Annotated in this window: 19 protein-coding genes; 5 read left to right on the top strand and 14 right to left on the bottom strand. The window is 55.8% G+C overall.

Annotated elements, in window-relative coordinates; genetic code table 11:
• Nucleotides 1-123: 123 nt before the first annotated feature.
• The 14 genes from WF331_RS20800 to dnaA form a co-directional block, all read right to left on the bottom strand.
• Complete coding sequence (locus tag WF331_RS20800) at nt 124-1,047, bottom strand: hypothetical protein (RefSeq protein ID WP_010951435.1); 924 nt, start codon at nt 1,045-1,047, stop codon at nt 124-126.
• Between the two features lie 310 nt (nt 1,048-1,357).
• Nucleotides 1,358-2,227, bottom strand: coding sequence for a hypothetical protein (locus tag WF331_RS20795; protein WP_016497350.1), 870 nt, complete (start codon nt 2,225-2,227; stop codon nt 1,358-1,360).
• 2 nt (nt 2,228-2,229) lie between these two features.
• On the bottom strand, nt 2,230-2,913 hold the full coding sequence (locus WF331_RS20790; RefSeq protein ID WP_126404318.1) for a transcriptional regulator: 684 nt from the start codon (nt 2,911-2,913) through the stop codon (nt 2,230-2,232).
• Nucleotides 2,910-3,752 carry a TIGR04255 family protein gene (locus tag WF331_RS20785; protein ID WP_010951432.1) on the bottom strand — a complete coding sequence of 281 codons (843 nt, stop codon included), beginning with the start codon at nt 3,750-3,752 and terminating at the stop codon, nt 2,910-2,912. Before WF331_RS20785 ends, WF331_RS20790 begins: the two co-directional genes overlap by 4 nt.
• A gap of 645 nt (nt 3,753-4,397) precedes the next feature.
• The gene (locus tag WF331_RS20780; protein WP_010951431.1) at nt 4,398-4,757 is read right to left on the bottom strand and encodes a histone-like nucleoid-structuring protein, MvaT/MvaU family; all 360 of its coding nucleotides are present in this window, start codon (nt 4,755-4,757) and stop codon (nt 4,398-4,400) included.
• 56 nt (nt 4,758-4,813) lie between these two features.
• Nucleotides 4,814-6,730, bottom strand: a complete 1,917-nt coding sequence (locus tag WF331_RS20775) for a TniQ family protein (RefSeq protein WP_010951430.1) — start codon at nt 6,728-6,730, stop codon at nt 4,814-4,816.
• A gap of 75 nt (nt 6,731-6,805) precedes the next feature.
• Nucleotides 6,806-7,765 (bottom strand): TniB family NTP-binding protein, encoded by a 960-nt coding sequence (locus tag WF331_RS20770; protein ID WP_010951429.1) that lies wholly within the window; start codon nt 7,763-7,765, stop codon nt 6,806-6,808.
• Nucleotides 7,762-8,274, bottom strand: a complete 513-nt coding sequence (locus WF331_RS20765; RefSeq protein WP_340623253.1) for a hypothetical protein — start codon at nt 8,272-8,274, stop codon at nt 7,762-7,764. The genes WF331_RS20770 and WF331_RS20765 overlap by 4 nt, the downstream gene beginning before the upstream one ends.
• A complete protein-coding gene (locus tag WF331_RS20760; protein ID WP_340623252.1) occupies nt 8,271-9,719 on the bottom strand; it encodes a transposase in 1,449 nt (482 codons plus the stop codon). Before WF331_RS20760 ends, WF331_RS20765 begins: the two co-directional genes overlap by 4 nt.
• Nucleotides 9,700-10,338 carry a TnsA endonuclease N-terminal domain-containing protein gene (locus WF331_RS20755; protein WP_011953077.1) on the bottom strand — a complete coding sequence of 213 codons (639 nt, stop codon included), beginning with the start codon at nt 10,336-10,338 and terminating at the stop codon, nt 9,700-9,702. Before WF331_RS20755 ends, WF331_RS20760 begins: the two co-directional genes overlap by 20 nt.
• Before the next feature lie 836 nt (nt 10,339-11,174).
• Nucleotides 11,175-13,595, bottom strand: coding sequence for a DNA topoisomerase (ATP-hydrolyzing) subunit B (gyrB, locus tag WF331_RS20750; RefSeq protein ID WP_016497346.1), 2,421 nt, complete (start codon nt 13,593-13,595; stop codon nt 11,175-11,177).
• Nucleotides 13,596-13,599: 4 nt separating this feature from the next.
• Nucleotides 13,600-14,703, bottom strand: a complete 1,104-nt coding sequence (recF, locus tag WF331_RS20745) for a DNA replication/repair protein RecF (protein ID WP_016497345.1) — start codon at nt 14,701-14,703, stop codon at nt 13,600-13,602.
• Between the two features lie 15 nt (nt 14,704-14,718).
• On the bottom strand, nt 14,719-15,822 hold the full coding sequence (gene dnaN, locus WF331_RS20740; protein WP_016497344.1) for a DNA polymerase III subunit beta: 1,104 nt from the start codon (nt 15,820-15,822) through the stop codon (nt 14,719-14,721).
• A 40-nt stretch (nt 15,823-15,862) separates the two neighbouring features.
• Nucleotides 15,863-17,407 carry a chromosomal replication initiator protein DnaA gene (dnaA, locus tag WF331_RS20735; protein WP_016497343.1) on the bottom strand — a complete coding sequence of 515 codons (1,545 nt, stop codon included), beginning with the start codon at nt 17,405-17,407 and terminating at the stop codon, nt 15,863-15,865.
• 596 nt (nt 17,408-18,003) lie between these two features.
• On the opposite strand from dnaA, the gene rpmH reads away from it, so the two are divergent.
• The 5 genes from rpmH to mnmE all read left to right on the top strand — a co-directional run bounded on the left by rpmH (nt 18,004) and on the right by mnmE (nt 21,938).
• A complete protein-coding gene (gene rpmH, locus WF331_RS20730; RefSeq protein ID WP_003253163.1) occupies nt 18,004-18,138 on the top strand; it encodes a 50S ribosomal protein L34 in 135 nt (44 codons plus the stop codon).
• Between the two features lie 13 nt (nt 18,139-18,151).
• A complete protein-coding gene (gene rnpA / locus WF331_RS20725) occupies nt 18,152-18,556 on the top strand; it encodes a ribonuclease P protein component (protein ID WP_003253166.1) in 405 nt (134 codons plus the stop codon).
• Complete coding sequence (gene yidD / locus WF331_RS20720; RefSeq protein WP_080642832.1) at nt 18,549-18,794, top strand: membrane protein insertion efficiency factor YidD; 246 nt, start codon at nt 18,549-18,551, stop codon at nt 18,792-18,794. Before rnpA ends, yidD begins: the two co-directional genes overlap by 8 nt.
• Before the next feature lie 2 nt (nt 18,795-18,796).
• Entirely contained in the window at nt 18,797-20,479 is a 1,683-nt protein-coding gene (yidC, locus tag WF331_RS20715) for a membrane protein insertase YidC (protein WP_016502301.1), read from the top strand.
• 88 nt (nt 20,480-20,567) lie between these two features.
• The gene (gene mnmE, locus WF331_RS20710; RefSeq protein ID WP_049275249.1) at nt 20,568-21,938 is read left to right on the top strand and encodes a tRNA uridine-5-carboxymethylaminomethyl(34) synthesis GTPase MnmE; all 1,371 of its coding nucleotides are present in this window, start codon (nt 20,568-20,570) and stop codon (nt 21,936-21,938) included.
• Nucleotides 21,939-22,546 lie beyond the last annotated feature (608 nt).

Genomic DNA, 22,546 nt, shown 5'->3' with positions numbered 1-22,546 from the left:
AATGCGGAGCGCGCTGGCCTGGGGAGTGGCCAGGGCGCGTGTCGTAGCTACGTTGTAAACCACTTTTTTTCACTGTAAACCACTGTGGTTACAGTGAAAAAAAGTGGTTTACAACAGGCCTCCTCAGGCCTGAGTCAGCTCCAGCAGATCGCCCAGTTCCTCCCGGGCCATCTTCACTCTATCCATTCTGCGATAAGGATGATCAACCGGCATCCGGATAAGGGATTCGAACCAAGCCGAATCGAATTTGATGACTTCCTTGTGAATGTGCTCAAGCTCACCTCCGCGAGGCTGTGACACTACAAACTCCATGCTTTCAACCAAGCCGGACGCTTCACTGTCTTTGACGATTCGATGGCGGATGAAACTCATTTTGAGATCAAAATATGCCGCCTTCGAACCAGGCACCTTCTTCGATTCCAGCCGACCAGTGCTGCTGATTTCCGCCCCTGGCACCTCAGCGGCAATAGCTTTCACCAGCTCAGCATTTCCAATGACCTTCTGGCCAAACAGGCGGGTGGCGTCCGACATGTAAGCAAAGATCCATGGCACATTGCGAAGCGTCGCGCCGGTATAGAGGTAGCCACGCTCTCCCTTGTAACGCTGCAGCATGCCTCTCAACGCGTTCTCGGAAAGGACCAGTTGGGTCTCTTTCTCCAGGATGTAAACCACGCGATCGAACTGTTCGATCAATAGCTTGAGAATCTTCCGTGGGACGCCGTCAAACCTGGTTTTTCGTTCTGTTTTCTTGTGCTGGCGAGGCTGGAAGTACGGGCAATCGTTACGGGCCTCACTATCAAATGGAGCGATGCCGCGAATGCTCTTAGTAGCATGTTTCCCGAATGGGTTCTTCACGTTAGGCGGTAGCTCATACAGCCCAACCAGCTGGACAGGGTTGTCGCATGCCGGGCATACAGCAAACTGAGCTAGCTTGCCGGCACTTCCAGGCTGGTACCATGGATCTCTGCGGAAGGTCTCGGCCTCGAAACCTTCCTTGTCGATGATCTTGCTTTCTGTGTCTTCGATGCGGACCTTATAGACATCCATCTTTGCTGAAACCGTATCAATAGAGGGTCTCTGGATGGTAACGAGCGAGGATAGGCAGCAGTAGGCCTAACTGACCCTTTTGGTGGTCACCCACTGGTTTGAGGCCCGCCCAAAGCATGCCTGATCGACCTGGGCGGGCCCTAGAAACAACTAACCCCCTGGTGCGCAGTACAGGTCTGGGACCTGCCCGAGGCGTGGGGGCTATTCTTGGAGCGACAGTGACACCGGCTCCGGAGAAAATCAATTGGTTTGTAGAGCAGCCGGTCAGCTAAGGTCAAACCCAGATCCTAAAGGGGAGGCCGATAGCAGCTCAGTCAGCATCATCGGCACCTTCTTCATCTTCATCGGTATCCCCAACACTGAGCCAGTCGTGAAGGTTGTACCGCACGAAGTCTTCCGCATCGAGCATGGTAAAGTCTTGGAGCACCGTGACGTCTGCTCCACCGAAGTACAGCCCATCGTTGAGATTTCTGGCCACCCCGAGCAATTCATTCAGCTGGTCGTGCAGCTCATTTGCGCGCCTGGCGTGCTCTCGTTTGGTCAAAAACCGGAACACCACCTCGTAGGGCTCAGCCGGGTCGCGAATCTCGCCCTTGGGGTTGAAGGAAACCCAAGCACTAGCGAAAAATTGGTTGTTCTGATGGAGGAAATCGTCGACAAGCACGGCGATGCCCTTCATGCCGTCGTCACCTTGGTCTGCCTTCAGGCGGTTGACCAACTCGTCCGGCATCGCAATACGGTTGTAATGGTGGGACATCCAGTATGAGAAATACTGACCGTTTTCTTCGCTCAGCGTGATTACCGGATTTCGGTGGAGCGTCGGAAGCACGGCTCTCTTGGTCCACACACGCTTGTGAATCTTGAGCTCCAAAACCTGCTTTTCCGCGTGCTGCAGGTGCAGCGTACGTGGATTGAGGGCGTGCAGCTGCTTATCAAAGGCCTTTTTCTTTACCTTAACGGCAATCCACTCTATCCACGGCGCATCACAAAGGTTGCGTGCATGCACCGTGCAGGAATGGGAGGCCAACATCCAATAAGCTGGAGCCACCCCCTCGAATTGGCCTTTCAGGACCTCCTCGGATATGTGTTCAATCAAGGCGTCACCTGAGACGGTATCTCCTTGCAGCCAACCAGCAGCGCTAATGGCACTTACGATCTCTTGCTCAGGTGTATCAGCCATAATCAAACCAAATTCGAACCGCCCGATTTTTCTAACCTGGCGATGGTTTTGAGGTCCCTATCACGTAGCTGCTGCGCCTTGCCAGCCAACTCCGCAACCATTCCGTACACACCTTTAGCGCCATTTCGATTCCACGCTTCATCCGAAAGCGCATCCTGAATCAGGCGGCCATCGGCGGTTGGATAGAAAAGCACCCGATGCAGATACTGCGCTTCTTCGGCGTTAACTTGGCGCAACGCCTCAGTTAAAGCCGCAAGCCTCTCGGGAAAACCAGTGGCGGTTTTTCCAGTCCGCCAATTGTACACGGTCTGACGAGACACGTTGAAGATCTGCGCGATGGAGCTATCTGACAACTTGAAGTCGCTCCTAAGCTCCTCGATTAAGGCCGGCGCTACGTCTTCGGTAACATTGGCATCCTGGCTGGTGTCCACCTCGGTCCAGGCACCAGCATGCACGCCATGAAAGCTCATGCCTGCTGAGCCGATAAGTTGTGGATAGGGCAGGGAGGCAGTCCCAGGAGCGACTACTACCGAAACGGCCAGCATCGCTGTGAAAGCAATCGCCAATACAGGGTTTGCTGTCGTGCTACCTACACGCGGAGCAATTTCAGGGTTTTCCCAAGTAGAAGATCTGCTTACAGCAGCCCCGGTAGGATCAATCCATTGCCCATTCATTGCTGTAGTCATTTCGCCTTCCCCCAAACCTCAAAGGCATGATCTTTCGCGACTGTCCTAAAAGCAAAGTTAGCAGTCTTATGCAAACCGTCGAGTCTCGTGCAGATCTCCTCGGTTCCCAGTCGTTCGGCTAACTGCAGCGGCCAATGCGCATCCGTATCGAGAAGAGCACCATTTTCGCTAACAGGCACAAATGCACCTTGCAGAGGAGCACCATGCTTGGATGAATTCCTCGATTGCTTAGCAATTTCGAAAACCATGGCCGGCTCGACCAAATCTTCCGGTATCCACATACCAGTCTGCCGCCAGCATCTGATGTGCAGATACTCCGGATCTAGATGGTAGGTGGTAGTAGAGATTCCAAGCTGCTCCTTGGGGACTTTCCCATGCGCCGCTAGCTCATCGCATTTAAGTGGGAGCATGGCTTCCGGAAGGTAGTCGGCTAGGGTCTCACCTTCAGCTGGTTCAATTTTATCGACGTACCGCATCCCGATAGCGGTGATATCCAATGCACCTGCTTGCCCTACCAGCGCCTCAATGCACTCACGGAAAAGCGCTAAGTGGTTATCAAAATGAAGATAATTTGTGCTTTGCAGGATCATGTGATCCATGGCCAGCACGCACGCGTAGTCAGCATCCCGATTAAGGAACGCCCAAGAATTCGGTTCTCCGCTGTGCATCACCCCAGGCGGCACGCCCTTGACCATCTGGAAGAAGCCCGGGAGGCTCTGACGGATCGTGTGCTGAATGTCTGGGATCAGCTTTGGCAGCTTAAGAATCGGGGCAAATCTGATTACGCTCAACGCATAGATAAGCGGCGCCCTTGCTAAGACCCCTTCGCGTTCTGACATGTTAACTCCTCCACCGCGCCCAACGAGGGACCGGATTCTACATCATTTGACAAATCCTTTGACAAGAACTGTATAGCAGGGCCTTTCGATTTGACAAGCGGTCCCCGTGAGGGATGGAGTGCAGAAAACGCCTCCATCAGGAGCTTACTCGTCATTCCAGAAAAGCCTCTACAGACACCATCGCTAAGCCTCTGAGGAAGCACGAATTTTTAATCAGAGCTCTTCCTAGCAGTGAGAAGAAACTCAACGAATCGTCACCAGATAGCTCAATCCAGGGGAACGCTTGCTCTGATGGGGTGGTTCAGAAACGTGCTGTCTGGTCCAGATTTCTCATCTACGAAGAGCACGAAGAGCTCTTGGATCCAGAGTTTGAGGCCGTGATTGGCTGAATGGAGAGGTCGGAAAGAGGACGGGTGATCCAGTGAAGCACAAGCGCAGTCAGGAGGCTTGCGATGGTGTTCACTGAGATTGAGACGAGAGCATTCCGCATTTTGGAGAGTCCATTTTTTGAAGTGGACCTCTATTTAATGCGCATAAACTGTGTGTCACCACCACCCGCAGAAAATTTCGTCACGCCCCAGAATGGGAATTTGCATTCGGGGCGCACCACGATTCATCTCGTGCCAGAAGCCGCCTGCAGTGCAATCAATTGGCGAGCCAAGACTCGACTACCTCAGCGCCATACTCGTTTTTCCAGGCCTTAAGCGTACGCTGATTACCACCCTTGGTCTCAACAACCTCTCCGCTGTGTGGATTCTTGTAGACCTTTACTTCGCGTGGTTTCCGAGAGGTTTTTGGGGCCATATCAGTGGAAGCCACCGCTTGCGGATCGAGGATCAGCACCACTTGGCGCAGGCCGTAGCCATACTCGTTGAGCAAACTGCGCAGCTTCGTTTCAAATTCCATTTCCTGCTTCAGGGCAGAGTCATTTTTCAGCGCTTCCAGCTCCGCCAGTTGGGCTGCGAGCTGTTGTTCGAGCAGGCGGAATTCAGCGAGACGGGACATAAGATTCTCCAAAATGGGTTCGATGATTTTAGCAATCAAGAAAGAAAGCGTGCTAACTATCTTGATCCCACATGCCTGAATCGGCAATCACGAGGCTGAGCGATCGGTGTGGATAAAAACGTGATGGCTTCAGGATCGTCGATCTGGGCGGCTTCACTTGCGAGGTAATCGATCAGCTTTTTGCTTCTTACCCAAACGTACTGCCGGCAAGCCGCGTTTGGAATGGATGGCCCCGCAACGGGGCGAAACCTGGCCTCCCAAAGGTGCTTGAACGCCTCCCTGGTCGACTTCCCCAAATACACCGCAATCTCCGGTCCCAAGATATAGCCACGCCTGAATCTGTCGATGGCTTGAGGCTTAACCATCAATTGCGTACGCCGGCCTCGTTCGACAGCAGTGCTCCATAGCAGACCCAGTCGAACGAACGCGTATGCGCATTGTTCTTTGACGCCTAACAGCGCAGCAGCCTTGACTACCGACAGGCCGGGAAAGACCGGACTCTTGTTCTCAGCTCGGGCTTGTTGCCACGCTGCAAAATCTTGCGGCTTGAGTAACCACGCCCCTACCGCAACCGAGCCATTCTCAGCTGGGCCGTAAGCGCGAAGTTCACCTGCACGTATTGCCTGAACCAACTCGACCAACCCACCCCCCTTGGGCAGAGAATGCTTGGCCAAGTAGTTGATCGACACCAGGCTCTGGTCAGAGCTGGTAGGCAGCTTCTCATCAATCAATTCGTTGATCGAGCGGCAGTCAATCAGCCACCTTTCGCCTGGGCGCGGTTCTCCACCAAAGAACTGGAGGGTACCACCAGCTAGCAGCTGCCTAACCCGATTGCGACAGAGGCTTAGCAAAGTCGAGGTTTCTTTCATATCAGCCACGCCCTGGAGATGCTGCGAGATTGCCTTCAAATGATCCAGGTCCACGACCGTAAAGACTCGATCTTCATGGACCTTCTCCCGATAGGCGATTTGTCCCTCCTGATGAAGGCGTTTTATGACTGATACCCCGAGACCACAAGCTTCAGCAGCAGAATCGAACGACACCCAACGATGTCTCTCAATCGTCTCCTCACTCAAATTGCGATTTCGCTTCGCTAACGGTGCTTCCCACGCATGCTGCAGAAATGATTCGAACTCTCGACGAAGAAAGTCAAAACAAGAGTCATCCAGATCACGGTGGATGTCGTGGTATATCGGGCCGAACGATCTGCTGAGCGTCCAATGTTCGTTATCGGAATGGACTGCCTTGAGGCCACTCAGCAGTTCTCTGAATGCGAGAGGCCAGTTCATGAGAACCACGCCCGCCGCGTTTGCCATAAGCCGCGATATCTCTAGCGAACCCGAATCAGCAACCTTCAGCGGCTGGGTTCTTTCCGTAGGCAAACTTCTGACAGCGAGACGCGATGACAACTCGTGAAACTGTTCGTAGGTGAGGGCCGCCAATCCCGCGTCAGCTGGCAACGAGTCGGCGTAAAACCTATCTTCAAAGCCAGAGGTGAGCCAGGCGGCCGTATCACTCGCCGGCGCGATCTCAAAATTGGTCCCACTCAATGAGGTGCCACACGCTTGGCAACTATTCGCACTCATTGCGCTTGGATCGGTTTCCTTCAGACAGTTGGGGCACCGCCCGTGGAGTTCAGTGCCGTGGACAGAACACGTCGTAACCAGGGTCAAGCCCCAGCTTTCTCTCCAATAACCGGCTTCGCCCAAACAGATCGGACAGTAACGAGCGTGATGAGTCGTCCATAACTTGACCCCCTTGGGCCTTGGATCACGAAACTCAGCAGATACCGCAGGCCAGCTCAGTGGTCCTTCCATCATCTGCAGCCAGTCCGCAACATCGGTCTCGTCGGCTCGTGCAAAGGCGGTGAGCAGTTCCTTTCTGGGTAATCCGTTGGCTTTCGCCAGGCGCTGCAGGTACCCCAAAAGACTTTCGTCTTGGTGTGGTCGTGGGTTGATTAAAAGACCAAACATTCCTACACATCCATGAAATCGAAGACATAAAAATCAGGGGAGTAGAGCCGGGCCGATAAGCCCGGCCCTTGGCCGTCAGGTACTGCTCTCTTCGAACGTCTCAAACGGCTCCCGCTTCCCGAACAGAGGCTGGAAATTGAAGCTCGCACTGAAGGGGTTTCGATCCTCGGTGGCGTAGCTCCAAACCTCGTCTTCAAAAGCCTGGGCCAGCACAGGAAGTTCAATCCCGACAAGGTCCTGGACTTGAACCAGCCAAACAGCCCTGTCCACAATCTTGATGAGGTAGTCGATCAATCCATAGGAAGCCAGGTAGAAGCGTTTAATCATCGCTGGCTCTACAAAACTGATGGTTTGAACAGGCAGTTCGCCCTCGATTGCCTGCAACAACATCACGAAATGAAGAGACGTATTAGCGGAGAAGGTGAAGCGATCGTATGCCACCGTGGCCGAAAACCTGCGTCGCAGTTGCTCGTTTGCTAGCAGGAGATTTTCGGTGCGCTTCAGCCCAATCAGAACAAACGCGATACTGGTTTCATTCATCAGACTCTTGATCCAGTCTGCTGCCTCATACGCACCATTACGACGATAATCGACCAGGTGCTGCGCCTCATCGAGGACCAACATCTCCACGCCAAGGTTCTTCAGCAGCAGGACTACTCGCGCAAATTTAACCTCTGCCGAATGTCCTCGTGCCTCTGCGAAGGGATCCTTCAGCTCTGCCAAAATGGCTGCTGCCAGGTTCTTTTTGGTTGGAGACGAAGGCATCTCGACGAACAGAACTGTCCGCTTCTGTGGGTCATGGCTCTCCAATTCCTCCAATGACCGAATGTACTCCTTGACCAATGTGCTCTTGCCCACTCCGCTTGGACCTTGGATCAGCAACCCTTTACTTGCTCTGGTACGCCGACTATCGCCGTGGATATCGCCTAGTCGCGTCAACGCTCGCTCGACTTGAGGGCTGTGAATAAAACGATCGCGGAGCGTAAAGCTGTATTCACCATGCTCGTAGCATTCGTACAGATTGATGGCGTTCATGGCTTAGAACTCCCAGCAGGGCGACGAACCGAGACCTTGAAGGCTGCTGGCGGAATGTTAGGAATAGAGTCACCGGTCCATTCCACTTCAGCGAGTACCTTGGGTGGAGGCGTGCTTTCGGTCACTCGACCCTCCTTGTCGATTTTCGCTATGGCAGCTGCGCGTCGTTTTCTGAGCGTCTGCGAACGGCGGGCCTCGTCTGCATCTTCCATAATTTCCTGGTAGCACCTGTGCGTAGCCTCGAAGCTAGGCTGCTCATTATATTTTTCTCGCAGCGCTTTCTCGGCAGCCTTCCACACCTCCCTGCTCTTACCGGCCATTCGCTCATCTTTGGCGGGCACTTTGAAGAACAAGTTTCTGAAGCGGTCGTGAACCCAAACGTGCCCGGCTTCGTCTCGATAGCGGACGTTTACCTTTTCTCCGTCTGCCAAACGCATACGGAGCTCAGCAAGTTCCGTAGAGTGGTAGCCCACTTTGGCAACCTCGATGCCGTAATGGTGAACCTTCACCGAGGCCCGCTTGGCCAGAATGCACTCCAACGAGTCCAGGTCGACGGGAAGGCTGATGACATGGTTCGCCTCGCTAGTCCCCAGACTTGAGCCGGTGTTCTGTTGTCCAGCCCCCGATGAGGAGTCTGGTGGTAACCATCGACGATCCATTTCACTACCACCGCCTCCAATTGAGGGAGCGTGAAACATGCATTCTTCTCCGAGTCGTAATCGCCACGCTGCTGGATATTCGAGAAGGTGGTACCCGGGAGGTTGTGGATAAGCCCCAGGTTCTGTGTGCTGAAAAAGCGTTCGACGGCACCTTTCCTTTGAGGGGCCCTTGAAGCGGGATACATGATCTCGATACCCAACTCGTTGAATCCCATGATGAGATCGCCCGCGTGAAATTCCGCTGCGTTGTCTGGGACTATTCGAGCCGGCAGCCCACGTGCCCACCATTCATTTCTCACTTTCGGAAAGCGCTTCAGCAATTCGGCTTTTGGACGGATTGAGCGTTCGATCACACGAAGCACGGTTTCCGTATTTGGCGCCGACAGGTGGAGCAAATATCCCATCACCATTCGAGAGAAGCGGTCGAGGACGATCGTCAGATAGGGGCGCCCAATGCACAGCCCCGAGGTTTCATCCACAAGCTGGACGTCCAACAAGGTGTGATCAATTTCCCAACGTTCCAAAATCTCATGGACACGTAGGACACCCGCCGCAACACGGTGCTTCTTGTCTGCTGCGTGTTTTCCGAGCCTCTCCTTATCCACAAGGTACGGATCCAGCTTGGCGATGTACCTTCGGACAGTCATTCCGCTTGGGATCTTGAGCTGATCCGAAGGCAAACGACTTTTGTTCCTCTCTTTTATCTGATCTTCGAATTCTGAAACGACCACGCTGACCGCTGGAATCGTATCCTGCAGGTAGGTTTTATTAATCACCCCTTCAAGAATAACTTCGAGCTCTCCCTGTATCGCGGCAGCCCGACCCTTTTTGGCATGCTGAGGGATAAGCTTTACTACGTTCTGGCCAATGTATTTGGCTGCCCAACGTCGAATAGTGGAAACCGAGGGTGCGCACGCATCCCCAATCTTTTTGGCGATATCTCTAAGTTTCTTGATCATGTCTTCGTCACCCGGTAGCTTGTATTTACCGCGCTTAGTTAGGTCGTCCAGATACTTGCGTCGACGCAATGCCTCATCTCCATGTTTTTTGGGGAAGCATGAAATATCTGGAGGGACGTTCCGCACATACGGAACCTTCCCAAGGTATGGCTGATCAGCGGAGATCTCGATCTCGCGCTTCTCGTAGGCCTCATAGAACTCCTTCTCGGATAGCTTCGTGGGCTCACCAAGCTCATCGAAAAAGAGCAGCTTCCGGTCAATAAGCCTCTTCTCAAGCACCATCAGTACGCCACGAACGATGACGACCAATTTCACCCTAAGGGAAAAGGTTTGCATGACGGTGCCCCCCTTGCAGGAAGACCGGGGAGTCAGTGTCAATTGACCTATCAAGGTCAATGCCCACCACCCCAAGGCCTAACAAGCGCCAGGCTTTCCCCTCACCAACCACGTAGAGCAGATCTGCAACGGTCATAGGCGGCCATTCGTTGAAGGTCGCCATTACCTCCTCCAACGCCTGATGCGAAAGCTCTGGACCGCGCCGGTGATACATCAGCCTTCTAAGATTGGTAGCCAGGGGTTCAGCTTCAATTAACTTTTCAGTGATCACCGAAAAGTTACGGGCAGTGGCGTTGAAGTAGCGCTCAGCGGCATCCAGTCGCTGCCTGACGCTGGCAATCTTCAGTCGGTCGTGAGGCTTCACTTCAAACCACCACTCGCGCCCATCCGCGAGGAAAACCTGTACGTCTGGGTAATATTTGAAGTAGCCCTGGAGCGATGGAACACGTTCCTCACTGGGCTGCGGGACGTAGCCGATGACCGCAGGAGACAGCTCAAGAAGCCGAAAAAGAGCGCCTTCGAGCTGGGACTCCCAGGGCACAGGCTTTTTATTTTTGAGCGATGGGAAGTAGCCGCGGTAATGGTTGGACCGCCGCGTGACCACCTTTCGTACTGTCATGAAACACCTCCGAAAATCTCGAAACGAGCGCCGACGCTGCGCCAAAAAATCAAGGCGCAGGGCGGGCGAAGTGAGGCCTTTCGACAGGCAACACTGTGCCGTCGAGTAACCTCGCTAAGGTCGAAAAAATGGGAGAGGATTGACAGTCGCTTCGAAAAAGCAGACATTGCGGGTTCTGAGGACGCAAGTCTGCTTCGCTAAGCGCGGTCAGTCCTCTCGGGATTGATCGCGTTTTTCTACATTTTCAGGTCTCCTTTTCTCTCATTGGTCATGACTCTCATGACTGATCAGAATCTAAAGCAATCGGCTTGCTCTCTTTATTTCTAAACGGCCACTTCGTGATCGCTGGAGCAATTTGGATCAGGTCTGAAGCTCTCGCTTCAAACAGCTGATTTGGCTGAAAATCTTCAGTGCAAAGCGGAAAAGTTGGTCATAGATCTTATTCCAACATCCCTTCGAAATCTACAAAAAATCCAAAATGGCAACTTCCACCAAATTCCATTTCCATACTAAATTGTTCAAATTAATACTTAACACGTACGCTTAATTAACTATTAAGGTGTTCAAATATTAGTTTTAAAGTCCTCTCAATCTCTCTGCTGCTCAGATCCGCCCGCCGACCCTCTCAGCACTTCCAGCGCCCCATCAAATCACTTCCTCAAATCCCCCCATCTGCATCATTTTCCAATGAGCGGAGTAGGGCGCCCCGGCAGGAATTCCAGGCAAAAAAAAGCCCGCGAAGGCGGGCTTGATGGTGACCGACAGGGGCCATGGTTGAAGCCCGGCCGGTCATCTATTTGTGAAAGCGTGCAGCTTTTCTGTGAACCTACACCTGATCAGAAGTCCAGGTTCGACACCGACAACGCGTTGCTTTCGATGAACTCACGACGCGGCTCGACTGCATCACCCATCAGGGTGTTGAAGATCTGGTCAGCAGCGATCGCATCCTCGATGGTGACCTTGAGCATACGGCGAACGGTCGGGTCCATGGTGGTTTCCCACAGCTGGTCCGGGTTCATCTCACCCAGCCCTTTGTATCGCTGGATGGTGTGACGCTTGGTGGTCTCATTCATCAGCCAGTCCAGGCCTTCCTTGAACTCGACAATTGCCTTACGGCGTTCACCACGTTGTACGTAAGCACCTTCACCCAACAGGCTGGAGAGCTTGGCACCGATGTTGACGACGGTCCGGTAGTCATTGCTGCCAAAGAAGTCACGGTTGAACGTGATGTAGCTGGCCAGGCCGTGGGAGGTGATTTCCACTTCCGGCAGCCATACGTTGCGTTCTTTGTCTTCACGCAGGCTCGCGTTGTAAGCCAGGCCAGACTTCTGGCTGGAGTTCAGACGCTCCTGCAGCTTGGCCAGCCAGGCTTGCATCACCGCGTGGTCACCCAACTGCTCCAGGGTCACCTCAGGCAGGTACACGAAGTGCTCGGTCAGCTCTTCCGGGTACAAACGCGACAGGCGCTTGAGGGTCTTCATGACACTACGGAATTCGTTCACCAGGCTTTCCAGCTGCACGCCAGAAACCGCTGGGGCCGACTCGTCCAGGTGCAGGCTTGCGTCTTCCAGGGCCGACTGGGTCATGTACTCTTCCATGGCCTCGTCGTCCTTGATGTACTGCTCCTGCTTACCTTTTTTCACCTTGTACAGTGGCGGCTGGGCAATGTAGATGTAGCCACGCTCGACCAGTTCCGGCAACTGACGGAAGAAGAAGGTCAGCAGCAGGGTACGGATGTGCGAACCGTCAACGTCAGCATCGGTCATGATGATGATGTTGTGATAACGCAACTTGTCGATGTTGTACTCTTCGCGGCCGATACCACAGCCAAGCGCAGTGATCAGCGTGCCCACTTCCTGGGACGAGATCATCTTGTCGAAGCGTGCTTTCTCGACGTTGAGGATCTTACCCTTCAGCGGCAAGATCGCCTGGGTACGACGGTTACGACCTTGCTTGGCCGAGCCACCTGCGGAGTCACCCTCCACCAGGTACAGTTCGGAAAGGGCAGGGTCCTTCTCCTGGCAGTCCGCCAACTTGCCTGGCAGGCCGGCGATATCCAGCGCACCTTTGCGGCGAGTCATCTCGCGGGCTTTCCGTGCCGCTTCACGCGCACGAGCGGCGTCGATCATCTTGCCAACGACGGCCTTGGCCTCGTTCGGGTTTTCCAGCAGGAAGTCAGAGAAGTACTTGTTCATCTCCTGTTCCACGGCGGTTTTCACCTCCGAGGAAACCAGCTTGTCTTTGGTCTGCGAGCTGAACTTGGGGTCCGGCACCTTCACCGAGATGATCGCGGTCAGGCCTTCACGGGCGTCGTCACCCGTGGTCGCCACCTTGTTCTTCTTGGCCAGGCCTTCCTGTTCGATGTAGCTGTTCAGGCTACGGGTCAGCGAAGAACGGAAGCCCACCAAGTGGGTGCCACCGTCGCGCTGTGGAATGTTGTTGGTGAAGCACAGCAGGTTTTCGTTGAAGCTGTCGTTCCACTGCAGAGCAACTTCCACGCCCACGCCGTCTTCACGCTGAACGCTGAAGTGGAACACCTGGGAGTTGACTGGCGTCTTGTTGGTGTTCAGGTACTCGACGAAGGCACGCAGGCCGCCTTCGTACTTGAAAAACTCTTCCTTACCGCTGCGCTCATCCTTCAGCAGAATGCCAACGCCCGAGTTGAGGAACGACAACTCGCGAATACGCTTGGCCAGGATGTCCCAGCTGAAGTGGATATTCTTGAAGGTCTCAGCCGACGGCTTGAAGTGGATGTGGGTACCGGTGGTTTCGCTTTCACCGACAACAGCCATCGGCGCTTGTGGTACGCCGTGAACGTAGGTCTGCTCCCAGATCTTGCCGCTACGGCGAACGGTCAGCACGAGCTTCTCGGACAGGGCGTTCACAACAGAAACACCTACGCCGTGCAAGCCGCCAGATACTTTGTAGGAGTTATCATCGAACTTACCACCGGCGTGCAGTACGGTCATGATGACCTCGGCCGCGGAAACGCCTTCTTCTTTATGCACGTCGACCGGAATGCCGCGGCCATTGTCGCGCACACTGATGGATTCGTCCGTGTGGATGATGACGGTGATGTCATCGCAGTGACCGGCGAGGGCTTCGTCGATCGAGTTGTCGACCACCTCGAAGACCATGTGGTGCAGGCCGCTACCATCATCGGTGTCGCCAATGTACATGCCGGGACGCTTGCGTACGGCATCCAAACCTTTCAGCACCTTGATGCTGGAGGAGTCGTACGTTTGATTTTCGCTCATGCCTTCACTCCCGATGGTCGTGGGTCTGGGTGATACGGCCTTGTTCCACGTGGAACAAAGCAACTGGCGTTTCCGTCTGCCAGCCTTCCCTCAGTAATTCGTGATCTACACAGGTGATGAACACCTGGCAGCGTAATTCTTCAAGCAAGCGGCACAGCGCGCGGCGATGCTTGTCGTCCAGTTCGGACGGCAAGTCATCCACGAGATAAATACAGTTACCGCGACGAGCCTGGCTGACGAGGTGGCCTTGGGCAATGCGCAATGCGCACACCACCAGCTTTTGCTGACCACGCGACAGGATGTCGGCCGCGTTATTGGCAGCCAGACGAAGACGCAGATCAGCACGCTGCGGACCGGCCTGGGTATGGCCCATCTGCTGATCGCGAAGGAGAGAGGATGCGAGTACTTCTTGCAATTCGCGGTCCTTGTCCCAGCCTCGGTAGTAGCTCAGGGTCAACCCGTCCAGCTCGACCAGTTCGCTCAGGGTTCGCTCGAAGACAGGCTTCAAGGCCTTGATGTAGTTGCGACGGTATTCATCTATTTCCGCGCTGGCCAGGCACAATTCCCGGTCCCAGGCGGCTTGCGAAGCTGCGTCAAGTGTACCATGACGCAACCACGAGTTCCGCTGCCGCAGCGCCTTCTGCAGCCGTTGCCAGGCTGGCAAAAAGCGAGGTTCCACGTGGAACACACCCCAGTCCAGGAACTGGCGGCGTATTTTCGGGGCACCTTCCAACAGCCGGAAACTGTCTGGGTTGATGAGCTGCAGCGGTAACAGTTCCGCCAGCTGGGCGGCGCTACGTGCATTCTGCCCATCGATGCGTATGGTGAATTCTCCCTGCCGCTCTCGAGAGACACCCAGGTTACTGGTGCCACCTTCAGCCAACTGCACTTCACCAAACACGGTACAGGCAGACTGCTCATACTGGATAACCGGGTTCAGGCGGGTGCTGCGAAATGACCGCGCCAGCCCGAGCAAGTGCACAGCTTCAAGCACACTGGTCTTGCCACTGCCATTGGCGCCGTAAAGGATATTGATGCGGGGGGAGGGCGAGAGGGTCACCGGGTGCAAGTTGCGCACCGCGGTGACCATGATCCGTCGAAGGGACATTGCGCCTGCTACAGGTTACAGGCGCATCGGCATGACAACGTAGGAAGAATCGTCATTGCCAGCTTCCTGCAGCAGCGCACTGCTGTTGGAGTCGGACAGGATCAGACGAACTTGCTCGGTAGTCATAACGCCCAGCACGTCCAGCAGGTAGCTGACGTTAAAGCCGATTTCCAGCGAGCTACCTTCGTAGTCCACGCTGATCTCTTCTTCAGCTTCTTCCTGCTCAGGGTTGTTGGCCTGGATCTTCAGTTGGCCAGCAGCCAGTTGCAAGCGAATACCGCGGTACTTTTCGTTGGAAAGAATCGCAGTACGGCTGAAGGCTTCACGCAGCGCCTGGCGGTCACCGACCACCAGTTTGTCGCCGCCCTTGGGCAGTACACGCTCGTAGTCCGGGAACTTGCCATCCACAAGCTTGGAGGTGAAGGTGAATTCACCGGTTGTGGCGCGAATGTGGTGCTGGCCCAGGACGATGCTGACCATGCCTTCCGGGTCGGTCAGCAGGCGGGCCAGTTCCAGGATACCTTTGCGTGGCACGATGACCTGGTGTCGATCTTCCTGCTCGATGGGCGCGGTCATGGAGCACAGCGCCAGGCGGTGGCCGTCAGTGGAAACTGCGCGCAGGGTGTTCCGGGAAACCTCCAGCAGCATGCCGTTGAGGTAGTAGCGCACATCCTGCTGGGCCATGGCGAAGCTGGTGCGCTCGATCAGACGGCGCAGCTTGCTTTGTTCCAGGTTGCAGGTCAGCGAACCCGGGCCTTCTTCCACAGTCGGGAAGTCATTGGCTGGCAGGGTCGACAGGGTGAAGCGGCTGCGGCCGGCCTTCACCAACAGTTTCTGCTCGTCGACCTTGATATCGATCAGGGCGTCGTTCGGCAGGCTCTTACAAATGTCCATCAGCTTGCGCGCCGGCACGGTGATTTCGCCAGGCTCGGCCGGCTCTTCCAGCTGTACGCGGCCTACCAGTTCGACTTCCAGGTCGGTACCGGTCAACGACAGTTGCTGGCCTTGTACGACCAGCAATACGTTGGACAGGACCGGCAAGGTCTGACGGCGCTCTACGACACCGGCGACCAGTTGCAGGGGTTTCAACAGGGCTTCGCGTTGAATGGTGAAATGCATGGTCTAGTCCCTTGCCTTCAATTAGCTGCGCAGACGGCCATCAGGTCGTCAGCGTCCGCAGCAGGTTCTTGTAGTCCTCGCGGATGTCCGCGTCGGATTCCTTCAATTCGTTGATCTTGCGGCAGGCGTGTAGCACGGTCGTGTGGTCGCGACCACCGAACATGTCACCGATTTCCGGCAGACTGTGGTTGGTCAGCTCCTTGGACAGGGCCATGGCCACCTGACGTGGACGCGCGACAGAACGCGAACGACGCTTGGACAACAGATCAGAGATCTTGATCTTGTAGTACTCGGCGACGGTTCGCTGAATGTTATCCACACTCACCAGTTTATCTTGCAGCGCCAGCAAGTCTTTCAGCGACTCACGGATCAGCTCGATGGTGATGTCGCGGCCCATGAAGTGCGAGTGGGCAATCACCCGCTTCAGCGCACCTTCCAGCTCACGTACGTTGGAGCGAATGCGCTGGGCAATGAAGAAGGCCGCATCATGTGGCAGCTCGACCTTGGCCTGGTCGGCCTTCTTCATCAGGATCGCTACGCGGGTTTCCAGCTCTGGTGGCTCTACAGCCACCGTCAGGCCCCAACCAAAGCGCGACTTCAGGCGCTCTTCCAGGCCTTCGATCTCCTTGGGGTAACGGTCAGAGGTGAGAATTACCTGCTGGCCGCCCTCAAGCAGGGCGTTGAAGGTGTGGAAAAACTCTTCCTGCGAGCGCTCTTTGCGGGCAAAGAACTGGATATCGTCGATCAGCAACGCATCCACCGAACGGTAGAAGCGCTTGAATTCGTTGATGGCGTTGAGCTGCAGCGCCTTGACCATGTCTGCGACGAAGCGCTCCGAGTGCAGGTACACGACCTTGGCGTTCGGGTTCTTCTTCAGCAGATGGTTACCCACAGCATGCATAAGGTGGGTTTTACCCAGGCCCACGCCGCCATACAGGAACAGCGGGTTGTAGCCATGCTTGGGGTTATCGGCCACCTGCCAGGCAGCCGCGCGCGCCAACTGGTTCGACTTACCTTCCACGAAAGTGTCGAAAGTGAAGGTGCGGTTCAGGTAGCTGGTGTGCTTGAGCGCACCTTCCACCTGCACAGTGCGCTGTTCGGTCCGGTTGTTGCTGGCTGGCGGCGAGACGGGCTCGGCCATGGCATCGAAGCTGTCACGCGACGACGGCTCGGCCAATTCATTGACCAGCACAGGCTCTACCGCTGCTACAGCCGCAGGCTCGGCTGCGGCCGCTACCGGCAAAGGCCTTTGAGCTTGGGTCTGCGCCCGGGTCTGCGCCAGCGAGGCGGCCACGGCAGCGCTGACTGGCGCGTTGGGCGCAGCCCGTGGAGCCGAGCTGCGACGGCTGCCTATTAATAAGGAAAGGGCAGGCGCAATTCCGCTGCCGTTTTCACCCAACAGCTCGAGCAAGCGACCCAGGTACTTTTCATTGACCCAATCGAGAACGAAACGGTTAGGCGCATAGACGCGCAACTCGTCGCCTTCGGCTTCGACCTGTAGCGGACGGATCCAGGTGTTGAATTGCTGGGCAGGCAGTTCATCGCGCAGAAGCTCCACGCACTGCTGCCAAAGTTCCACTGACACGGATATCCCCTGAGTTTGAAAGCCGGATGAGGCAAAAACAATCCGTCATTGTACCGGTCGAGCGTTCAGTTATCCACATGTGGACACGTTAGGAACCATGACAAAACAGCCATTTATCGACCAAAACGTCTTCGTCGCACTGTGCATAAGCCCTGTGGATAAGCGACCATGAGTGCTATGCACAACCCTGGGTCGTAGTCTGTTGATAACTCTGCTGTGGGTAAGTGCCATTTTAATCCACAGCTTTCGACCACGATGAAAACAAGCGCAGCACCGGTTTAGAACAAAGTTTCAAAACTCTGTACATGGCGAATTTTGAGGCCTACAGAAGGTTATCCACAGAAGGTTATCCACCTAATATCTATAAGTTCTTCAGAAAAGCTTTTTATATGTCTCTTCTTTTTTTTCATGTTGTCCCCGATTCGTGTGTCCGATCAAGCATCCCCTCGAGGATGGACGAGCAAGCACCGTCCATCACACGCCCTATAGGGAAAGGCTGGTTGGAAATTGACCTATGGGCTTGCTTTCTCTAGAATCGCCGGTCTCTTAAAAAGGGGGCCATCCCGGCCCGTCGTCGACAAACCAGGTAACACGCCATGAAACGTACTTTCCAACCAAGCACCATCAAGCGCGCCCGCACCCACGGTTTCCGTGCCCGTATGGCTACCAAAAACGGCCGCGCCGTTCTGTCGCGTCGTCGTGCCAAAGGCCGTAAGCGTCTGGCCATTTGATTTTTCGGCACAGGTGGTGAGTCAGGACTTCAGTCGGGAAAAGCGACTGCTTACACCCCGACACTTCAAAGCGGTCTTCGACTCCCCAACCGGCAAGGTTCCAGGGAAAAACCTGCTGATCCTTGCTCGCGAGAACGGTCTCGATCACCCTCGTCTCGGCCTGGTGATCGGCAAGAAGAGCGTCAAGCTCGCCGTTCAACGCAACCGCCTCAAGCGCTTGATGCGCGATTCCTTTCGCCTGAACCAGCAGTTGCTTGCCGGGTTGGACATCGTGATCGTCGCGCGCAAGGGATTGGGTGAGATAGAAAACCCGGAATTGCACCAACACTTTGGCAAACTCTGGAAACGTCTGGCGCGCAGCCGGCCAACTCCAGCAGTCACCGCCAATTCCGCAGGGGTAGACAGTCAAGATGCGTAAACTGGCACTCGTTCCGATCCAGTTTTACCGTTACGCCATTAGTCCTCTGATGGCCAACCACTGTCGTTTTTTCCCCAGTTGCTCCTGTTACGCTTATGAAGCCATCGAAAACCATGGCGTCTGGCGTGGTGGGTGGCTGGCCGTTCGTCGCCTGGGGCGTTGTCATCCGTGGAATGACGGCGGTTTCGACCCCGTTCCACCCGCTCCTTCCTCCCGAACTTCTTCGATAGCCGAGTAATCATGGATATTAAACGCACGATCCTGATCGCCGCGCTGGCAGTCGTGTCCTACGTCATGGTCCTGAAGTGGAACGATGACTACGGCCAGGCTGCCCTGCCGACTCAGAATACTGCTGCCAGCACTGTTGCGCCGGGCTTGCCCGATGGCGTGCCGGCCGGTAACAACGGCGCCAGCGCCGATGTACCGAGCGCCAACGCCGAATCGAGCCCTGCCGAACTGGCACCGGTCGCACTCAGCAAGGACCTGATCCGAGTCAAGACCGACGTTCTGGAACTGGCTATCGATCCGGTCGGTGGTGACATCGTCCAGTTGAACCTGCCGAAGTACCCACGCCGTCAGGACCACCCGAACATTCCGTTCCAGTTGTTCGACAACGGTGGTGAGCGTGTTTACCTGGCACAAAGCGGTCTGACCGGTGCCAACGGCCCGGATGCCCGCGCCAGCGGCCGCCCGCTGTATGCCGCCGAGCAGAAGAGCTACCAGCTGGCCGACGGCCAGGAACAACTGGTGGTCGACCTGAAGTTCAGCGACAACGGTGTCAACTACATCAAGCGCTTCAGCTTCAAGCGCGGTGAGTACGACCTGAATGTCAGCTACCTGATCGACAACCAGAGCGACCAGGCCTGGAGCGGCAACATGTTTGCCCAGCTCAAGCGTGACGCCAGCGGCGATCCGTCCTCGAGCACTGCCACTGGCACCGCCACCTACCTGGGCGCAGCCCTGTGGACAGCTTCCGAGCCTTACAAAAAGGTCTCGATGAAGGACATCGACAAAGGTAGTTTGAAAGAAAATGTGTCCGGCGGCTGGGTTGCATGGCTGCAGCACTACTTCGTGACCGCCTGGATTCCGGCCAAGTCGGACAACAACGTTGTCCAGACCCGCAAGGACAGCCAAGGCAACTACATCATCGGCTACACCGGCCCGGCCCTCAGCGTCCCTGCTGGTGGCAAGGTCGAAACCAGCGCCATGCTGTACGCCGGCCCGAAGATCCAGTCCAAGCTGAAAGAGTTGTCCCCAGGCCTGGAACTGACCGTCGACTACGGCTTCCTGTGGTTCATTGCCCAGCCGATCTTCTGGCTGCTGCAACATATCCACAGCCTGCTGGGTAACTGGGGCTGGTCGATCATCGTGCTGACCATGCTGATCAAAGGCCTGTTCTTCCCGCTGTCGGCTGCCAGCTACCGCTCCATGGCACGTATGCGTGCTGTTGCGCCCAAGCTCGCCGCGCTGAAGGAACGCTTCGGTGACGATCGCCAGAAGATGTCCCAGGCGATGATGGAGCTGTACAAGAAAGAGAAGATCAACCCGCTGGGCGGCTGCCTGCCGATCCTGGTGCAGATGCCGGTATTCCTGGCCCTGTACTGGGTACTGCTGGAAAGCGTAGAAATGCGCCAGGCCCCATGGATGCTGTGGATTACCGACCTGTCGATCAAGGATCCGTTCTTCATCCTGCCGATCATCATGGGCGCAACCATGTTCATCCAGCAGCGCCTGAACCCTACGCCGCCGGATCCGATGCAGGCCAAGGTGATGAAAATGATGCCGATCATCTTCACCTTCTTCTTCCTGTGGTTCCCGGCTGGTCTGGTTCTGTACTGGGTTGTGAACAACTGTCTGTCGATTTCGCAGCAGTGGTACATCACTCGCCGTATCGAAGCAGCCACCAAAAAAGCTGCTGCTTGACGGGCTAGTACGCTAGCCTGTGAATAAAAAACGCCCCCTAGTGGGGCGTTTTTGCTATCTGTCGTTTTTGTCGTAGAGGCTTTCGAGCATGAACACTGTGCGTGAAACCATCGCCGCCATCGCTACCGCCCAAGGCCGCGGTGGCGTGGGTATTGTCAGGTTGTCCGGCCCTTTGGCCAGCAAGGCCGGGCAGTTGATCACCGGTCGTACGCTGACCCCTCGCCATGCCCATTACGGCCCGTTCCGCGACGATGAAGGGCTGGTGCTTGACGAGGGGATTGCGTTGTTCTTCCCTGGGCCGAACTCGTTCACCGGCGAAGATGTGCTCGAACTCCAGGGCCACGGTGGCCCAGTGGTCCTGGACATGCTGCTGCAGCGCTGTGTACAAGTTGGCTGTCGCCTGGCCCGCCCGGGTGAATTCAGCGAACGCGCGTTCCTCAACGACAAGCTCGACCTGGCCCAGGCCGAAGCCATTGCCGACCTGATCGAGGCCAGCTCCAGCCAGGCGGCACGTAACGCCCTGCGCTCCCTGCAGGGGGAGTTCTCCAAGCGTGTGCACAGCCTGACCGAGGCGCTGATCGCCCTGCGCATCTACGTCGAGGCAGCAATCGACTTCCCCGAAGAGGAGATCGACTTCCTCGCTGATGGCCACGTACTGTCGATGCTCGATGCAGTGCGCGGCGAGTTATCCACCGTGCAACGTGAGGCCGGGCAGGGTGCCTTGCTGCGTGACGGCATGACGGTGGTCATCGCCGGGCGGCCGAACGCCGGCAAGTCGAGCCTGCTCAATCAACTGGCTGGTCGGGAAGCCGCCATTGTCACCGATATCGCCGGCACCACCCGGGACATCCTGCGCGAACATATCCACATCGACGGTATGCCGCTGCATGTGGTCGATACCGCCGGTTTGCGTGATACCGATGACCATGTGGAAAAGATCGGCGTGGAACGCGCCCTGAAGGCCATTGGCGAGGCCGATCGTGTGTTGCTGGTGGTCGACTCCACAGCGCCCGAGGCCAGCGACCCGTTCGCTTTATGGCCCGAGTTTCTCGATCAGCGGCCCGACCCTGCCAAGGTCACGCTGATTCGCAACAAGGCCGACCTGAGTGGCGAGCGGGTGGCGCTGGAACAGTGCGATGACGGCCATGTGACCATCACCCTCAGTGCCAAGGGCGACGACACCGGGCTGCAACTGCTGCGCGACCATCTGAAGGCCTGCATGGGTTACGAACAGACGGCGGAGAGTGGTTTCAGTGCCCGCCGGCGGCACCTGGATGCCTTGCGCCAAGCCAGCGAGCACCTGGAGCACGGCCGTGCACAGTTGACCTTGGCGGGCGCAGGAGAGCTGCTGGCAGAGGACTTGCGCCAGGCACAGCATGCCTTGGGGGAAATTACCGGGGCGTTCAGCTCGGATGACCTGCTGGGGCGCATTTTCTCCAGCTTCTGCATCGGCAAGTAATCCACAGCCAGGCAAGGCCAAGCGCCGCTCCTTAGGGAGCGGCTTTTTTTTGCCTCAAATTCGTTGCAGGAGATGACCACAGCGAGGTCAACAGCGCACCTGTGGGCGCGGGCAAGCCCGCGAAGACGCCAGTACAACCGCTAGATCTCTATGGCTGGGCCGACGCTTTTGCGGAAAACCGGCTGTCGCCTTGTCCGCGTCGCTCGCGATCTTGAGTATTTTTTCATCCACAAGCTGAAAACTGCGCTCAGGAGCCCTGTGGAAAACCCATCTTCAGCTCAGTTGATAAGCAGGCTTTTTTCCTGAGGAGAAATCCGCCTGTGGGTAAATAGGCATTTCATCCACAGGCTAAATGACGTTATCCATAGCCCTCATGGCACTCCAGACACAGGGTTTAATTTCTCTCTACACAGCGCAATTCATGGCCTACAGAGCTTTATCCACAGATATCGTTGTGCATAAGAATAAACATAAAAACAAAGCTTTTATAAATTTCTTCTTGTTGATTTCTGTTGTCTGCCACTCATCCACAGACTGGTCAAAATTTGCGCAGACGGTTTCTTTAAAGGGGGTGAAGTCCCTATACTTGTCGGCTTACCTTCTCTATT

This window comes from Pseudomonas sp. YNh (assembly GCF_037993085.1).
Lineage (GTDB): Bacteria > Pseudomonadota > Gammaproteobacteria > Pseudomonadales > Pseudomonadaceae > Aquipseudomonas > Aquipseudomonas putida.
The sequence above is the reverse complement of the archived record's forward strand: the minus strand, read 5'-3'. Positions and strand labels throughout refer to the sequence as shown.